A 15722-nucleotide genomic window follows, 5' to 3' on the forward strand; every position below is an offset into this window, starting at 1 on the left:
TTTAATGAGACTGGTGGATTACCTACGCCGGCGGATCAGTCACCAGGATCCGGATGGAACAAGCATCCGAAGCAGCTTTTGCAAGCGCAGCAGTCTTGGGTTCCTGTACGTCCAGGAAAGCAAGTTGGCTTCGGCTGGCCAGAGCGCGCATGGAGGGTTGCGCCAGAACCAGGTCCACCAAGGCTCTATCCCCGCCGGGTACAAGGTACTCAACACGGTGGCTGGCAAAAATACGCGCGGCGTGTTCCGCCGCGGAGTCCACCAAAGCGTCCGCCTGGTTGGAGCGGCGCCGGGCAAACCGTTGTTGGGATTGGCCGCCCGCAGCCGTTCTGGACTGAACGTAGCGGTTTCCGCTTTTGGATTCCAGGACCTTGCTGCCACTTGCCACAGCCACGGCGAAACCGCCCCGACGCACCAGCAAGATACCAAGGCCGCGTTCTTGGCCTGCCAGAGCGGCAAGCCGCTCGATATCAGTGGCGCCGCGGCCTGGACGTCCATCGACCGGCCACGGTGCCTTGAGGAGGGCAGAAGCCCCGTCAGCGGCGAGGAGGAGGATTCCGCCGTCGTCAGTCTCTTCAGTGAGTGGGCCATGGCTCTGGGCAAAGCGATCGACCCAACCGGACAGCCGTGATGCGGGGACGAGGGCCGTGCGGCTGGAGGCCTTCGGCTGCCGTTGTTGCGGGGCGGATGCGCGGCGGTCCACGGCGATGTCTCCTTTGTTGGAACTATGAGTAGCCTATCCATGTGGAAGATCTCTTTGGTGCCGGTGCAAACAACGACGACGAGTCGGAGGATCTGCCTGCCGCCGGGGGAGCGTCCGACGCCGGATGGATGGCGTCCCAGCGGAGCCCCCTCGCAGTTCGGATGCGGCCCCGGACCCTGGATGACGTGGTGGGCCAACAGCATCTGCTGGGTCACGGTTCCCCGCTTCGCCAGCTCGCCGCAGGCGCAGAAGCTGCGGGCCCCGCAGGACCGAGTTCGGTCATTCTGTGGGGGCCTCCGGGAACCGGGAAAACCACGCTGGCACATGTCATTGCCCGCGGGCCGGGGCGGAAGTTCGTGGAATTATCTGCCATTACTGCTGGCGTAAAGGATGTTCGCCGGGTGATGGATGAGGCCTTGAGCGCCCGGGACCTGTACAAGAAGACCACTGTCCTCTTCCTCGATGAAATCCACCGATTCAACAAGGCGCAGCAGGACGCACTGTTGCCTGGCGTTGAAAACCGGTGGGTGGTCCTGGTGGCGGCCACCACCGAGAACCCATCGTTCTCGGTGGTATCACCGCTGCTGTCCCGCTCGCTCCTGTTGACCTTGAAGCCACTGACGGATGACGACATCGCCGGCCTGTTACAGCGGGCCGTTGCCGATGCCCGTGGCCTTGCGGGGCGCGTGGAACTCAGTCCTGAGGCTTTGGATCATTTGGTGCGGCTCTCCGGAGGTGACGCCCGAAGGGCCCTGACTGCCTTGGAGGCTGCGGCCGGCGTCGCGTTCGGAGACAGCAATGCCGTCTCAACCGCCGTCGAGGAGGAAGCCGCCGCCGGGACCCACACTGCCGCGGCGACAAATGTCACCGACGACGGCGAACCGGGGCTTGCCGGCGACGGCGCCCCCGACGCTCCTGTGCTGGTGGAACTCAGGCACACCGAGCGTGCCCTGGACGCCGCTGCTGTTCGTTATGACCGGGCCGGCGACCAGCACTACGACGTCGCCAGTGCGTTCATCAAGTCCATCAGGGGCTCGGATGTTGACGCCTCCCTTCACTATCTGGCGCGGATGCTCGAGGCGGGGGAGGATCCGAGGTTCGTGGCACGGCGCATTGTCATCTCCGCTGCGGAAGACATCGGCATGGCCGATCCCACCGCTTTGCAAACAGCTGTGGCAGCGGCGCAGGCCGTCCAGTTGATAGGGATGCCGGAAGGCCGCATTGTCCTGGCCGAAGCTGTCGTCCACCTTGCCACCGCACCCAAGTCGAATGCGGCATACATGGGCCTGAACAAGGCGGTTGCCGACGTCCGTGCCGGTTTCGGCGGTGGCATCCCCATGCATCTGCGCGACGCGCACTATCCAGGTGCCAAACAATTGGGACATGGCAAGAGCTACAAGTATGCGCACGATGAACCGCATGGGGTGGCAACTCAGCAGTACCCGCCGGATGACCTCGTGGGGAAGGACTACTACGAGCCAACCAACAACGGCGCCGAACGCGATATAGCCGCCAGGCTGGAACGGCTCCGGAAGATCATCCGGGGACAGTAGCGTGGTAGGATGGTTGCTTGTCTGGCATGACCCGACGCACAATCCCTTTGAAGATTCCTTCAATGGAGCTGTGCCGCGGGCCAGTAGCAAAAGGCAGCGGTTGGCCGATGCTCTCCCTGATGGAGGCCAGTAACACTGACACACCGCAGTAATTTGGAAGGACACAAGTGGCTAACAACACTCGTGCTCGCCGTACCGCACGCCTTTCGCGTGCACTCGGCATTGCTTTGACCCCCAAGGCCGCCAAGTACATGGAGCGCCGCCCGTACGGCCCCGGTGAGCACGGCCGTGCCCGCAAGAAGCAGGACTCCGACTACGCCGTACGTCTGCGCGAAAAGCAGCGTCTGCGCGCCCAGTACGGCATCCGCGAAGCCCAGATGACCCGTGCCTTCGAAGAAGCACGCCGCACCAAGGGCCTCACCGGTGAAAACCTGGTTGAGCTGCTCGAAATGCGTTTGGACGCCCTGGTACTGCGTGCAGGCTTCGCCCGCACCATCGCACAGGCCCGCCAGCTCGTTGTGCACCGCCACATCATGGTTGACGGCATCCGCGTGGACCGCCCGTCCTTCCGCGTTGGCGAAGGCCAGCTCATCCACGTTCACAGCCGCTCCGAGGTCATGGCTCCGTTCCAGGTCGCAGCTGCTGGTGCCCACGCCCTGAACAACGTGCCGGCATACCTGGACGTCAAGCTCGACGCCCTGCAGGCCCGCCTGGTTCGCCGCCCGAAGCGCTCTGAGGTCCCCGTGATCTGCGAAGAGCAGCTCGTCGTCGAATTCTACGCTCGCTAAATTCAAGCAGCGCTTAAAAGGAAGCCCGTGGCACACGCCGCGGGCTTTCTTTTTGGATAGGGTACTGGGGAGGCCTTGGCCGAAGCCGGATTCCGGCCGTGCGGGGCAGCGCAACAATCTAGGAGATGAATTCTATGTCTGGTGGCGACATCGCCGGCCTGATCGCAGCAGGAGTATTCGCACTGCTGGTCCTGCTGTTGGCCGTGCCTATCTTGAAGCTGGGTGGCGTCTTTGACGAAGTGCGCACCACCATCCGATCCATCAGTGACGGGGCGACGCCCCTCATGGATGAAGTAACCGCAACGGTTTCCACTACCAACCAGCAACTGAAAAAGGTCGACGGCATCGCCTCGAACGTGTCCGACGCATCGGCGAACATTTCAGCCCTGTCCTCCCTGGTGGCTGCCACTGTTGGTTCGCCGCTGATCAAGGTTGCAGCCTTCAGCTATGGTGTCCGTTCGGCCTTCGCGGGCCGTCGCGCTCCTTCCTCCGGCCGTCGCAGCCGCTGAACCAATTGGAGACCAGGAACACATGAAAAGAATTGTTTGGATGGGCATTGGCGTCGCCATTGGCATTATCGGCTTCCGCAAAGTCACCGAGGCCCAGGCCAGCATCGGCCCCGACGGCCTGAACCGTGCGGTTGGCCGCCTGGCGGATGGCTTGTTCGATTTCGCGGACGCAGTGCGTTCGGGCATGCATGAACGCGAAGAGGACTTGAGGGCCGCGTTGGGCATTACCAGTACGGATAACAACCCCAACGCCGGCCGGCGCTAGCGAACACGGTTCGCTCCCGCGCCCGCAACAGGGCAGAATGGAAAGCTGCGGAAGGGCAACAGCCGGTTCCGCGCACAACGTGTGCAGTGAATTGAGAAGGGTAAGTAATCAGCTAATGAAGTCGCAGGAGATCACCAAGCGCTGGGTGGACTTTTTTGTCAGCAAGGGCCACACCGCCGTTCCCTCCGCGTCGCTCGTTTCAAGCGACCCGTCACTTCTCTTCACTGTGGCCGGCATGGTCCCCTTCATTCCTTATCTGACCGCGCGCGAAGAGCCTCCCTACAAGCGCGCCACCAGCGTCCAGAAGTGCATCCGCACGGGCGATATAGAGGAAGTCGGCAAGACGGCCCGGCACGGCACGTTTTTCCAGATGTGCGGCAACTTCTCCTTTGGCGACTACTTCAAGGAAGATGCCATCAAGTTCGCCTTCGAGCTGCTCACCAAGAGCGTTGACGACGGCGGCTATGGACTTCCGGCCGAGCGCCTTTGGGTGACGGTCTACGAAGAAGACGACGAAGCCAAGGAACTGTGGCTCAAGAACACCGGCATTCCGGCCGAGCGCATCCAGCGCATGGGCAAGGCTGACAACTACTGGTCCACTGGCCAGCCAGGCCCCGCCGGCCCCTGCTCGGAGATCTACTACGACCGCGGCCCTGCCTACGGCATTGAAGGCGGACCGCTCGCTGACGAGACCCGGTATATCGAAATCTGGAACCTCGTGTTCATGCAGTACCAGATTGAGAACGTCCGCTCCAAGGTGGACTTCGACATCGTCGGCGAACTGCCGCAGAAGAACATCGACACCGGCCTTGGCATGGAGCGCCTCGCGATGATCCTCCAGGGCGTCGAGAACATGTACGAGACCGATCAGGTCCGTCCTGTCATTGACAAGGCCGCTGAGCTGTCCGGCCGTGAGTACACCTCTGCAGAGTCAGCCGATGATCCCCACCACACTGACGACGTCCGCATGCGCGTTGTTGCAGACCACATCCGTTCGGCCCTGATGCTCATTGCCGATGGCGTGGCACCGTCCAACGAAGGCCGCGGCTACGTTCTGCGCCGCCTGATCCGCCGTGCTGTTCGCGCCATGCGCTTGCTCGGTGTTGAAAAGGCTTGCCTGCCGGACCTTCTTCCGGCTTCCCGCGACGCCATGAAGGGTGTTTACCCGGTGGTGGAGACCGACTTCGCCCGTATCAGCCGTATTGCCTACGCCGAAGAAAAGGCGTTCCTGCGCACCATTGCTTCGGGTACGGCACGCCTTGAGGATGCAGTGGCTGAATCGAAGGCTGCGGGCGTTCCCTTGTCCGGCGCTGACGCTTTTGCGCTGCACGACACCTACGGCTTCCCTATTGACCTCACTTTGGAAATGGCTGAAGAAGCCGGCCTCAAGGTTGACGAAGCCGGCTTCCGCTCGCTCATGCTTGAACAGCGCCAGCGCGCACAGGCAGATGCCAAAGGCAAGAAGGGCGGCCACGCCGACCTCGGCGCCTACCAGGAAATGCTGGGCCAAGGCGAGACCACCTTTACCGGCTACGACGAGCTTGATGGCGAGTCCAAGGTCCGCGGTATCCTCAGCGCGGGTCAGCGGGTGGCTCACGCCTCCACGGGCGACGAAATCGAAGTGGTCCTCAATGAGACGCCATTCTACGCAGAAGCCGGTGGACAGTCCGCCGATACCGGCCTGATTACCGGCGACGGATTCGTCGTCGAGGTCCTGGACGTCCAGCGCCCGGTAAAGGGCCTCAGCGTCCATAAGGCAATCGTCCGGGAAGGTGAGATCGCCACCGATGCCCTGGTGCGCGCCGCCGTCGACCGTGAACGGCGCCACGCAGCCGAACAGGCGCACACGGGTACGCACATTGTGCATGCCGCGCTGCACCAGATCCTGGGCCCGGAAGCTACCCAGCGTGGTTCCTATAACAAGGCCGGGTACCTCCGTTTTGACTTCGCCTGGGGTGAGGGCCTGAGCCCCGCCACGCGATCGGAAATTGAAGAGGTTTCCAACATCGCTATCCGGAACAACTACCGGGTGGACACCAAGGTCATGGGACTGGCCGAAGCCAAGGCGCTGGGCGCCATGGCCCTGTTCGGTGAGAACTACGGCAGCGAAGTGCGTGTGGTAGAGATCGACGGCGCCTGGTCCCGCGAGCTTTGCGGTGGCACCCACGTGTCCAATACCTCCCTCATTGGCAGCCTTTCCCTGTTGGGTGAGCAGTCGGTCGGCTCGGGCAACCGCCGTGTGGAGGCCTTCGTGGGCTTGGACGCTTTCCGCCACCTGGCCGCCGAGCGTGCACTGGTTACGGAACTCACGGAACTGCTGAAGGTTCCCTCCGGCCAGCTCGCGGACCGCATCTCCAGCACCTTGAACAAGTTGAAGGCAACAGAGAAGGAACTCGACCGCCTTCGCAAGGAGCAGCTGGCCGCAGCGGCCGCCACCCTGGTGGGTACCGCCAAGGACGCCGCGGGTGTGCGGGTTGTAGCCCACGATGCCGGCCAAGTGGGTGGAGCAGACGATCTCCGGAACCTTGCCCTCGATCTCCGCAACCGTCTGGGCTCCGAGGCCGCCACTGTTGCAGTTGCCGGTGTCAGCAATGATCGCCCCGTCATTTTGATTGCCACGAATGAAGCCGCCCGTGAATCCGGTGTGAAGGCCGGAGCGTTGGTGCGCCTTGCCGCGGGCATCCTCGGTGGTGGCGGCGGTGGCAAGGACGATGTCGCGCAAGGTGGCGGCACCGACGCTGGGAAGGTCTCTGAGGCCCTCACAGCGGTGGTGGATGCGATAGCCAAGCGTTAACGGTGAATTCCAGTACGAACAGCGGCGTCTACCCCCAAGGCATCAAGCTGGGGGTAGACGTCGGCACCGTCAGGGTTGGGCTGGCCATTTGCGACCCCGACGAAATCCTGGCCACGCCCTTCAAGACAGTGGGCCGCGACGCCAAGAAGAACTCCGATGTTCGCGTGGTGGTTAAACAGGCTGCGGAGATGCGGGCCGTGCAGATTTTCGTGGGCCTTCCAAAGACCATGAAGGGCGAGGAACGAAGCTCCGCGCAGATGGCAACGGAGTACGCCGAACTGCTGGTGGGCGAGCTTGCCCGAGCCGGTTTGGACGTTCCCGTGAACCTCGTGGACGAGCGTCTTTCCACTGTTACGGCGCACCGCAACCTGCACGAAGCTGGCATGAGCAGCAAGAACCACCGTAAAGTGGTTGATCAGGTTGCCGCTGCTGGAATACTTCAGCACGCGATCGACATGCAAAAAGCCAGAGGAACGGACGTTGGCCGCCGCGTAAATGCACCGGCGCAGTCTGATACATCCAGCAGTGCCCCAACGCTGCAGGCTTCCTCCGGCCCTGAACCAGATTCTTCTACGAGGGGACTGCAACTGTGAGCCCGGTCAACAACGACCCCTCCAGCGGAACCGCCGGCGGCGGCATGCCGCTGACCCGCAAGGAACTGCGGGCGCGGGAACGATTCCTCGCCACGCAGAACCAGAACGTCGTGCCCGTTCCTGAAGCGACGCCGGGGGAAGCAGCGCCTTCGGCTGACGTTGAGCCTGAACTGCCCCGCCCGATTCCCGCAGTTCCCAAGCCAGCTGCTGCGCCTGCACCGGTTGCGCCGGAACCCGTTGCGCCTGCACCGGTTGCGCCTGCACCGGTTGCGCCGGAACCCGTTGCGCCTGAACCCGTTGCGCCTGAACCCGCGCGGGCGATCGTAACTCCGCGCGTTCCGGAGGCATTACCGCCCGTTGCGACGCCGGCTCCCAGTGAACACGTGGATGCCAGTGAACACGTGGATCCTGTGCTTTCGGAAGAGGAGCACCATGGCGATGCCCTTCCGGTACCAGCCGTTGCACATGTCTACGCCGGTCATGCCAACGAGGCCCACCATTACGGTGTCCACGAAGGCTCCGTCCACGAAGGCTCTGTCCACGTTGACGATCATGCATTTGCAGAACATGCGCCCGAATACGATTACGAGGCCCATGAAGGGCACATGGAGCTCCATGAAGACCTTCATGAAGAGCTACATGACGAGCACCACCACCTCATCGCTCCAGTAGAAGTTACGGCGGCGTCCAAAGCCGCGGCCAAGAAGGCGCGACGTCGCCGTCGCATCCTTGCGTTGCTGATTACGCTGGGTGTCTTTGTTGCCGCCATCGCGATCGGGGCGCAATTCCTCAAGCCCCTCCTTGGCATGGACAAAGTCACCGATTACCCCGGTCCCGGCACGGGCTCCGTCAGCATTACAGTGCCGGAAGGGGCCGGCCCCAAGGCTGTGGCAACCGCCCTGGTGGAAAACCACGTCGTGGCAGACGCTGATTCCTTCGTCAAGGAATTCGTGAGCGAGGGCGGTGAACTCTCGCCCGGGGAATTCACCTTCCGTACCGAGATGAAAAACTCCGACGCCGTTGCGGTCCTCGCCAACAAAGACGCTTCCAAGGTGATCTACTTCGCCTTGAGTGCAGGTCTCCGGATCAACGAGTCGTTGGAGGCAATCTCCAAGGGCTCCGGCATTCCCATGGCCCAGCTCAATGGCTTCAACCAGGCCCCCGGACAATTCGGGGTGCCTGCGAAGGCCAAGAACCTGGAGGGCTTCCTCGCTCCCGGAGAGTACCGGTTCCCGCTGGGCACATCGGGTAAGGACATCATCCAGAAGCTGGTCTCCAGCACCCTTGACGAGCTCAAGGCCCAAGGAATTACGGATCCGGCCAAGCAGTACGACACCGTAACCATCGCCAGCATCGTCCAGGCGGAGGGCGGCCAGGCCGACTACGGAAATGTCGCCGGCGCGATTTATAACCGGCTCAAGCCCAACAACACCGAGACCAACGGCCTCATCCAGTCAGACGCCACAGTCACCTATGGTCTGGGCAAGAAGTCCTTCCACCTCACGGACGAAGAGAAGGCTGACAAGTCCAACACCTACAACACCTATGCAAACCCAGGGCTGCCCGCCGGTCCGATTGGTTCCCCAGGCAAGACGGCGATCGATGCGGCGGCCAAACCGACGCAAAATGATTACCTGTACTGGGTGACCATCAACCTGGACACCAAGGAGACCAAGTTCTCCAAGACACTGGCCGAACACAGCACTTACGTTGAGCAGTACAACGCATGGTGCCAGGCCAACGCCGGACGGTGCGTGTGAGTCGTCGCGCCGCGGTCCTCGGGCACCCGATCTCACATTCGAAGTCCCCGGCGATGCACACTGCTGCCTATGCCAAGCTCGGCGTGGACATCGAATACTCGGCCATCGACCTGACAGTGGATAGGCTTCCGGCGTTCATGGACTCCCTTCGCGGGGATGGGTCGTGGTGTGGGCTTTCGGTAACCATGCCGTTGAAGTCGGCCATGGTCAGGGAAGTCGATGAGGTTCGTGGCGCTGGCGCCCACTTGGGTGTTATCAACACGGTCGTCTTCGAGAACGACGGCGGATCGGTCCGCCGCGTCGGCTACAACACCGATGTCAAGGGCATCGTGGAGGCAGTACGTTACGCAGGAATTGCTTCTGCACAGCATGCCGCTGTTCTTGGCGGTGGGGGTACCTCAGCTGCCGCGATCGCTGCCATCCACGAGCTCGGAGCTGAACACGTCGACGTTTTCGTTCGGGACACAACACGTGCCGTCGACGCGCAAGCCGCCGCGGCCGCCGTCGGAATTTCCCTGCGGCTCCGCCCCCTCAGTGAGGCGGCTACAGCAGTGGCCGGATCCGGGCTGGTCATCTCCACCTTTCCTCCGCGCGCGGCCGATGCGCTTGCGGAGGAACTCGCTGCCCTGCCAGGAACAGGGGCGGGGGTTTTGCTGGACGTCGCTTATGACCCTTGGCCGAGCCGCCTCGCCGAGGTTTGGCACGGCCATGGGGGAACGGTGGTTCCCGGACTTGAAATGCTGATGTACCAAGCGGCGGAGCAGATCCGGCAGTTCAGTGGCTGTGACGTTGACGCCTCCGTCATAGATGTGATGTGCGACTCAGTTGGGCTTCCCCGGCGAGTGTTCTAGAGGCCTTACATGGCAGGATTGGTTATATGTTGCGTTGGTTGACTGCCGGTGAATCCCATGGTCCGGCTCTGATCGGAATTGTTGAAGGCGTGCCTGCCGGTGTTGAGCTCACCAGCGGGCAAATCCGTGATGCTTTGGCGCGTCGTCGCCTGGGCTACGGACGTGGCGCCCGCATGAAGTTTGAGCAGGATGAAGTCACGATCCTCGGTGGCGTGCGTCACGGCATCACCCAGGGTGGTCCGGTTGCCATTCAGGTGGGCAACACCGAATGGCCAAAATGGGAGCAGATTATGTCTGCTGATCCAGTGGACCCTGAAGTCCTTGCCGACCAAGCCCGGAACGCCCCGCTGACCCGCCCGCGCCCTGGGCACGCCGATTTCACCGGGATGCAGAAGTACGGCTTTGACGAAGCCCGTCCGGTGCTTGAGCGCGCAAGTGCGCGTGAAACCGCCACCCGTGTTGCTCTCGGTACCGTTGCCGCCCAGTTCCTTAAGCAGCTGGGCGTGGAATTGGTCAGCCACACCGTTTCCATCGCCAGCGTCACTGTACCCGAGGGCAAGGCGTTGCCTTTGCCCAAGGACGTCATAGCCCTTGACGCAGATCCCCTGCGCTGCTTCGACCGCGAAACTTCGGATGCCATGGTGGCCGAGGTGGATGCCGCCCACAAGGAAGGCGAGACCCTTGGAGGCGTGGTTGAGGTCCTTGCCTATGGACTTCCCCCTGGATTGGGCAGTTACGTCCATTGGGACCGCCGCCTCGATTCCCGCCTTGCCGCAGCGCTGATGGGTATTCAGGCCATCAAGGGCGTGGAGGTCGGTGACGGGTTCCTCACCGCTGCCCGCCGTGGTTCTGCAGCGCACGACGAAATCCTCAAGGATGAGAACGGCAAAATTATTCGTCAGACCAACCGTGCCGGCGGCATCGAGGGTGGCATGAGCATCGGCGAAGTTCTTCGCGTCCGTGCCGCCATGAAGCCCATTGCCACAGTTCCCCGCGCGCTGCGCACCATTGATGTCAGCACCGGGGAGCCCGCCAAGGCGCACCACCAGCGTTCGGACGTCTGCGCAGTTCCGGCAGCGGGCGTTGTGGCGGAGGCCATGGTGGCCCTTGTCCTCGCAGAAGCCATTGCCGAGAAATTCGGCGGTGACTCTGTTGCCGAGACCACGCGTAACCTGCGGAGCTACCTGGATAACATTCCGGCAACCCTGGACTCGGTCGGCCGGTAGTGGGCCGCGCTACCCAGGACGGCTGCGCTGGCCGTCCCGTTGTCCTGGTGGGCCCCATGGCAGTTGGCAAGTCTGCGATCGGCCAGCAACTTGCGCAGCAGCTCGGCGTTCCCTTCGTGGACACCGACGCCGTGGTGGTCGCAGCGCACGGCAGCATTGCTGACATTTTCGCTGGTCGGGGAGAACACGCGTTCCGGGAAATTGAAGCCCGGGCGGTGGCGAAGGCCATCGAGGGCGCCAAGCAACAACCAGCGGTGATTTCGCTGGGTGGCGGAGCCGTCCTGGACTCGGGAACCCAGCAATTGCTGGGGGAGTGCACCGTGGTTTACCTGGAATGCGATGCCTCGACTGTTGCGGACCGGATCGCGCGAAACACCGGAAGGCCTTTGCTGCAGGGCGACGCTATGTCCCGATGGGAGGCCCTGTTTGCCACCAGGCGTCCGGTCTATGAGCGTCTTGCAGATATCGTCCTGGACGTCCGTTCGGGATCCGTGGCTGAAATCGGCCTCCAGTTGGAGGAGCGGCTGCGCCAGCATGCAGCCTTGAAAGAGGAAGTTGAAAAGTGAGCAACGAAGCAACTGTCATCAAGGTGACCGGCCAATCAACCGCGGAGAACTACGACGTCGTGGTGGGCCGTGGCCTCCTGCAATCCCTTCCCGCCAAACTTGGCGAGCGTGTTCGACGAGTGCTTGTCATTCACCCGCGCGCCCTTCGCCTGACCGGGGACACCGTCCGCGATGAGCTCGAAGCCGCCGGCTTCACGGCACTGACAGCCGAGATCCCGGATGCCGAAGAAGGCAAGCACATACAGGTTGCCGCTTTCTGCTGGCAGGTACTGGGACAGAACGACTTCACGCGCTCGGACGCTATTGTTGCCGTCGGTGGCGGCGCCGTGACCGACCTCGCCGGATTCGTTGCTGCCACGTGGCTGCGCGGAGTCAAAGTCATTCACATGCCCACCAGCCTGCTGGGTATGGTGGATGCCTCAGTTGGCGGCAAAACAGGTATCAACACTGCCGAAGGCAAGAACCTGGTGGGATCGTTCCATCCTCCTGCGGCTGTACTGGCGGATCTGGACACGCTCAAGACTTTGCCCAGGAATGAGCTGATTTCCGGAATGGCAGAGGTCATCAAGTGCGGCTTTATCGCCGATCCCGTGATCCTTGACCTCGTTGAAAAGAACACGGACGCAGTGATGGACCCGGAATCGGACGTCGTCCGTGAACTCATCGAGCGTGCCATTGCGGTTAAAGCCAACGTCGTCTCCCAGGACCTCAAGGAATCCGGGCTGCGCGAAATCCTGAACTACGGACATACCCTGGGCCATGCCATTGAACTCGTGGAACGGTACTCCTGGCGCCATGGTGCGGCCGTTTCGGTAGGCATGATGTTCGCTGCTGAACTGGCGCGAAGCGTTGGACGACTCTCCGACGCCGACGCCGATCGGCACCGCACCATCCTTGAGAGCCTTGGATTGCCCATCACCTACCGCAAGGACCGCTGGCAAGGCCTCCTGGATGGCATGCGCCGGGACAAGAAGTCCCGTGGGGACCTCCTGCGCTTTGTTGTCCTGGATGGCGTAGCCAAGCCCGGCATTCTGGACGTCCCCGACACGTCCCTGTTGTTTGCCGCCTACCAGGAGATTGCTTCATGATGACCGTCCTCAGAGAAGGCGTCAGCGACTGGCCAACCGGCGGATTCCCGGGTGTCCGCACGAACCCCGATACGTTGCTGCCCGTTATCGTCAACGAAGACGCACTGGAATCTGCCTTGGCCGCTTCGGAAGACCCTGCCGACCGCATCATGGCGCTGCTGCTGGAAAACCAGCCCAAGGAAGCGGCGGAATTGCTCGCCGAAGCCCGCTACAAGGACCCCGAATCCTTCCGGTTGCGGATTTTTGAAGCTGAAGTCCACCGGGCCACCAATCGTCTGGATCGTGCCATCCAACTGTTCCGCCAGCTGCTGCAGGAAGTCCAAGGTACCTCCAAGGAAGCGATCGTCCACCAGTATTTGGGCAGGGCCTATTTCGTGAGCGGAAATGCCCTGGCAGCATCCGAGGAGTTTGCCAAGGCACTGGACCTGAGGGTTGCGAAAGCTGCCGATGCCGCACTGATCTACTCCTCCGCGGTGGCCCTCCAGCGGGCCAGGGACGTACTGGAACTCGCGTCCTGATCCACGCTGGAACCACCCGAAGCCAAGCCCCTTCCCATTTGCCGGTAGAATGGTTCTTGGATTTTTGATAAATACGCGCTGGCACGCCTTTTGGCATGCTGGCTGGCATACCCGGCTGGAAGCTAGAAACCGTAGCTAGAACCAGTGAGAGAAACCAGAGGATACGAGTGGCAACCACAAACGACATCAAGAACGGAACCGTACTGAAGCTCGAGGGCCAGCTCTGGAACATCATTGAGTTCCAGCACGTCAAGCCGGGCAAGGGTGGCGCTTTCGTTCGCACCAAGATGCGCAATGTCATGTCCGGCAAGGTGGTTGACAAGACCTTCAACGCCGGCCTGAAGATCGAGACCGCTACGGTTGACCGCCGTGACTACCAGTACTTGTACCAGGATGGCGAAGACTTCGTCTTCATGGACACCCAGGACTACGACCAAATCACCGTTTCCGGCGCTACGGTCGGCGACGCCACAAACTTCATGCTCGAGAACCAGATGGTTAACATCGCCATCCACGAAGGCACGCCGTTGTACATCGAGCTGCCGCCGAGCGTCGTTCTCGAAATCACCTACACCGAGCCTGGCCTCCAGGGCGATCGCTCCTCGGCAGGCACCAAGCCGGCAACCGTGGAAACCGGCTACGAAATCCAGGTTCCGCTGTTCGTGGAGCAGGGCACCAAGGTCAAGGTTGATACCCGCGACGGCAGCTACCTGGGCCGGGTCAACGACTAGTGAGCGCACGCGGTAAAGCCCGTAGCAGGGCACTTGAAGTACTTTTCGAGGCGGAGCAGCGTTCCGTTTCGGCTTTTGACGCGCTCAAGGCGCGTCGGGAGAAGACGGATCTCGTCATTAACCCTTACACGATGGAAATCGTTGAGGGTGTCGTCTCCATGCAGCCAACTATCGATGAGTTCCTGCAGACCTATGCCCAGGGCTGGACGCTGGAGCGGATGCCTTCGGTAGACCGCATCATCCTCCGCATTGGTGCCTGGGAGCTCCTGTACAACGACGAAGTCCCTGACGGAGTGGCAGTCAGCGAAGCTGTGGCCCTCGCCAAGACGATGTCCACGGACGAATCACCGGCCTTCATCAACGGCTTGCTTGGCCGGCTCCAGAAGCTCAAGCCGTCTCTGCTCGCGTAACTGGGCAGGGCCAAGTCCCCATCAGGCCTGAAAGGACCCGCATCCATGCAGGATGCGGGTCCTTCTCTCTTAAGCCCACATGTTCCAAGCCCGCTCAAACTCCTAGTGCAGCACTGCCGCCCGGAGTCCTGGAATCGCGCGAAGATGGTCAAGTTCATCCTGCTGATGAACCGGCACATCGCGGCCGCTGAGGATGCGTTGGCGCGTGAACGCCAAGGCCGTGGCACCCTTGATGAATGCCCGCATCTGCGCGGCACGGCCACGCGAGGCTGCCCAGCGAACCGCCTGTCGCCTTCCTTGGGACGTTGCCAGCATTTCAACTTCGGCTGGCGTGAACCATCCGGCCCGGGCATATTCGAGCAGCCGCTGGCGCGTGAGTTTGCCTTCGGCCACGCGCAGGAAAATGATGCCGAGGGCTGCAATCAGGAAGATCGGCACCTGCACCACGAAGTAGTCCAGCAGGAAGTCCTGGCCCATGCTGTTCCACCGGTTGTGCAGGAACATGGCCGGCAGGAGGCCGATGACAAAGGCCAGCACTGCGTAGCCGGAATGCCATCGACGGGCGGCGAATCCCATGATCAGGCCGGTTGTCCCCGTGAAAATGGCGTGAGCGAAGGGTGACATGACGCCGCGAAGGATGAAGATGCGGACAAGGTCCGTGCCGGGCTCCGATGAGGAGGCGATCTCACGACCGAAGTAGAGGATGTTCTCGGTGAAGGCGAAGCCGGCGGCGATGGTAAAGGCAAAGACCACACCATCCACGGGACCATCGAAATACTTCCGGGCGCCAAGGATGAGAAGCAACAGGCCAAGCGATTTGGTGAATTCCTCCACGATGGGAGCCTGGACCGTGGCCATGAAATAAGTGAATGCTTCTTCGCTGGTGGTAGGAGCTGCCAAGGCGAAGAGGGGCTGGATCAACAGGGTTCCGGCAATCGAGACTGCGGCTCCCCACGTGAAAGCGAACAAGAGCAGCCTGTTCGGTTCCGGCTCCCAACGGTCAATGAGCCGTACGGTCAGCAGCACCACCGACAACGGGATCAGGGAGGCGATGAACCCGATCACGAAGCCTGCGATTCCTGTATTGCCCAGAAGGAAGGGAACCACCAGGAGAAGGCTGCCGAAGACCAATATCGCGCCCGCCACGAGCAGGGGGAGTGTGCTCGGCGACCGGCGTCCCCGGGATGCCGGCGGAGCCGCCCACGTCCGTTGGGGAAGGTTCCCGGGATTCCCGGGGGCTGGTTGGTAGTTTCCGGGCTGTACGCGTCCGATCCACGTCGGATTGGCTGCCGGTTCCAGGTAGGGCCGCGGGTAGGGTTGGTGTCCGCCGGGGTGCCCAGGATGGTCGCTGCTCATGGCCTAGAGCC

The 15722-nt window shown here is 62.1% G+C and carries 16 protein-coding genes; 14 read left to right on the top strand and 2 right to left on the bottom strand.

Annotated features, from left to right (window positions below; all coding sequences use genetic code 11):
* Positions 1-22 precede the first annotated feature (22 nt).
* Entirely contained in the window at positions 23-703 is a 681-nt protein-coding gene (locus ABIE18_RS07275; RefSeq protein WP_499722013.1) for an acVLRF1 family peptidyl-tRNA hydrolase, read from the bottom strand.
* A 41-nt stretch (positions 704-744) separates the two neighbouring features.
* Between ABIE18_RS07275 and ABIE18_RS07280 the strand changes: the two genes are divergently transcribed.
* The 14 genes from ABIE18_RS07280 to nusB all read left to right on the top strand — a co-directional run bounded on the left by ABIE18_RS07280 (position 745) and on the right by nusB (position 14355).
* On the top strand, positions 745-2256 hold the full coding sequence (locus ABIE18_RS07280) for a replication-associated recombination protein A (protein ID WP_499722014.1): 1512 nt from the start codon (positions 745-747) through the stop codon (positions 2254-2256).
* A gap of 167 nt (positions 2257-2423) precedes the next feature.
* Positions 2424-3044 carry a 30S ribosomal protein S4 gene (gene rpsD, locus ABIE18_RS07285; protein ID WP_216925553.1) on the top strand — a complete coding sequence of 207 codons (621 nt, stop codon included), beginning with the start codon at positions 2424-2426 and terminating at the stop codon, positions 3042-3044.
* Positions 3045-3178: 134 nt separating this feature from the next.
* Complete coding sequence (locus ABIE18_RS07290; protein ID WP_216925653.1) at positions 3179-3553, top strand: DUF948 domain-containing protein; 375 nt, start codon at positions 3179-3181, stop codon at positions 3551-3553.
* 22 nt (positions 3554-3575) lie between these two features.
* Entirely contained in the window at positions 3576-3818 is a 243-nt protein-coding gene (locus tag ABIE18_RS07295; RefSeq protein WP_499722015.1) for a DUF6167 family protein, read from the top strand.
* Positions 3819-3933: 115 nt separating this feature from the next.
* On the top strand, positions 3934-6612 hold the full coding sequence (alaS, locus tag ABIE18_RS07300) for an alanine--tRNA ligase (RefSeq protein WP_499722017.1): 2679 nt from the start codon (positions 3934-3936) through the stop codon (positions 6610-6612).
* Positions 6613-6614: 2 nt separating this feature from the next.
* Positions 6615-7205, top strand: a complete 591-nt coding sequence (ruvX, locus tag ABIE18_RS07305) for a Holliday junction resolvase RuvX (protein ID WP_499722018.1) — start codon at positions 6615-6617, stop codon at positions 7203-7205.
* Positions 7202-8965 (top strand): endolytic transglycosylase MltG, encoded by a 1764-nt coding sequence (gene mltG, locus ABIE18_RS07310; protein WP_499722020.1) that lies wholly within the window; start codon positions 7202-7204, stop codon positions 8963-8965. The genes ruvX and mltG overlap by 4 nt, the downstream gene beginning before the upstream one ends.
* The gene (locus ABIE18_RS07315) at positions 8962-9816 is read left to right on the top strand and encodes a shikimate dehydrogenase (protein WP_499722268.1); all 855 of its coding nucleotides are present in this window, start codon (positions 8962-8964) and stop codon (positions 9814-9816) included. The genes mltG and ABIE18_RS07315 overlap by 4 nt, the downstream gene beginning before the upstream one ends.
* Positions 9817-9842: 26 nt before the next feature.
* Positions 9843-11042 carry a chorismate synthase gene (aroC, locus tag ABIE18_RS07320; RefSeq protein ID WP_499722022.1) on the top strand — a complete coding sequence of 400 codons (1200 nt, stop codon included), beginning with the start codon at positions 9843-9845 and terminating at the stop codon, positions 11040-11042.
* Entirely contained in the window at positions 11042-11608 is a 567-nt protein-coding gene (locus ABIE18_RS07325) for a shikimate kinase (RefSeq protein WP_431115382.1), read from the top strand. The genes aroC and ABIE18_RS07325 overlap by 1 nt, the downstream gene beginning before the upstream one ends.
* Entirely contained in the window at positions 11605-12696 is a 1092-nt protein-coding gene (aroB, locus tag ABIE18_RS07330; protein WP_431115381.1) for a 3-dehydroquinate synthase, read from the top strand. The genes ABIE18_RS07325 and aroB overlap by 4 nt, the downstream gene beginning before the upstream one ends.
* Entirely contained in the window at positions 12693-13214 is a 522-nt protein-coding gene (locus ABIE18_RS07335; RefSeq protein ID WP_477515738.1) for a tetratricopeptide repeat protein, read from the top strand. The genes aroB and ABIE18_RS07335 overlap by 4 nt, the downstream gene beginning before the upstream one ends.
* 167 nt (positions 13215-13381) lie before the next feature.
* Positions 13382-13945: an elongation factor P gene (efp, locus tag ABIE18_RS07340; RefSeq protein ID WP_011774957.1), complete on the top strand. Its 564-nt coding sequence runs from the start codon at positions 13382-13384 to the stop codon at positions 13943-13945.
* Positions 13945-14355 (top strand): transcription antitermination factor NusB, encoded by a 411-nt coding sequence (gene nusB / locus ABIE18_RS07345; RefSeq protein WP_216925562.1) that lies wholly within the window; start codon positions 13945-13947, stop codon positions 14353-14355. The genes efp and nusB overlap by 1 nt, the downstream gene beginning before the upstream one ends.
* Before the next feature lie 102 nt (positions 14356-14457).
* On the opposite strand, the gene ABIE18_RS07350 is transcribed toward nusB, so the two are convergent.
* Positions 14458-15711, bottom strand: a complete 1254-nt coding sequence (locus ABIE18_RS07350) for a PrsW family intramembrane metalloprotease (RefSeq protein WP_499722024.1) — start codon at positions 15709-15711, stop codon at positions 14458-14460.
* Positions 15712-15722 lie beyond the last annotated feature (11 nt).

The sequence above is a fragment of the Arthrobacter sp. 2762 genome (assembly GCF_040548745.1).
Taxonomy (GTDB): Bacteria; Actinomycetota; Actinomycetes; order Actinomycetales; family Micrococcaceae; genus Arthrobacter.

Excerpts from the sequence above, each read along its gene's own strand:
- ABIE18_RS07290 (WP_216925653.1), top strand. The coding sequence starts at position 3,179 with ATGTCTGGTGGCGACATCGCCGGCCTGATCGCAGCAGGAGTATTCGCA.
- ABIE18_RS07295 (WP_499722015.1), top strand. The coding sequence starts at position 3,576 with ATGAAAAGAATTGTTTGGATGGGCATTGGCGTCGCCATTGGCATTATC.
- alaS (WP_499722017.1), top strand. The coding sequence starts at position 3,934 with ATGAAGTCGCAGGAGATCACCAAGCGCTGGGTGGACTTTTTTGTCAGC.
- aroC (WP_499722022.1), top strand. The coding sequence starts at position 9,843 with ATGTTGCGTTGGTTGACTGCCGGTGAATCCCATGGTCCGGCTCTGATC.
- ABIE18_RS07335 (WP_477515738.1), top strand. The coding sequence starts at position 12,693 with ATGATGACCGTCCTCAGAGAAGGCGTCAGCGACTGGCCAACCGGCGGA.
- ABIE18_RS07350 (WP_499722024.1), bottom strand. The coding sequence starts at position 15,711 with ATGAGCAGCGACCATCCTGGGCACCCCGGCGGACACCAACCCTACCCG.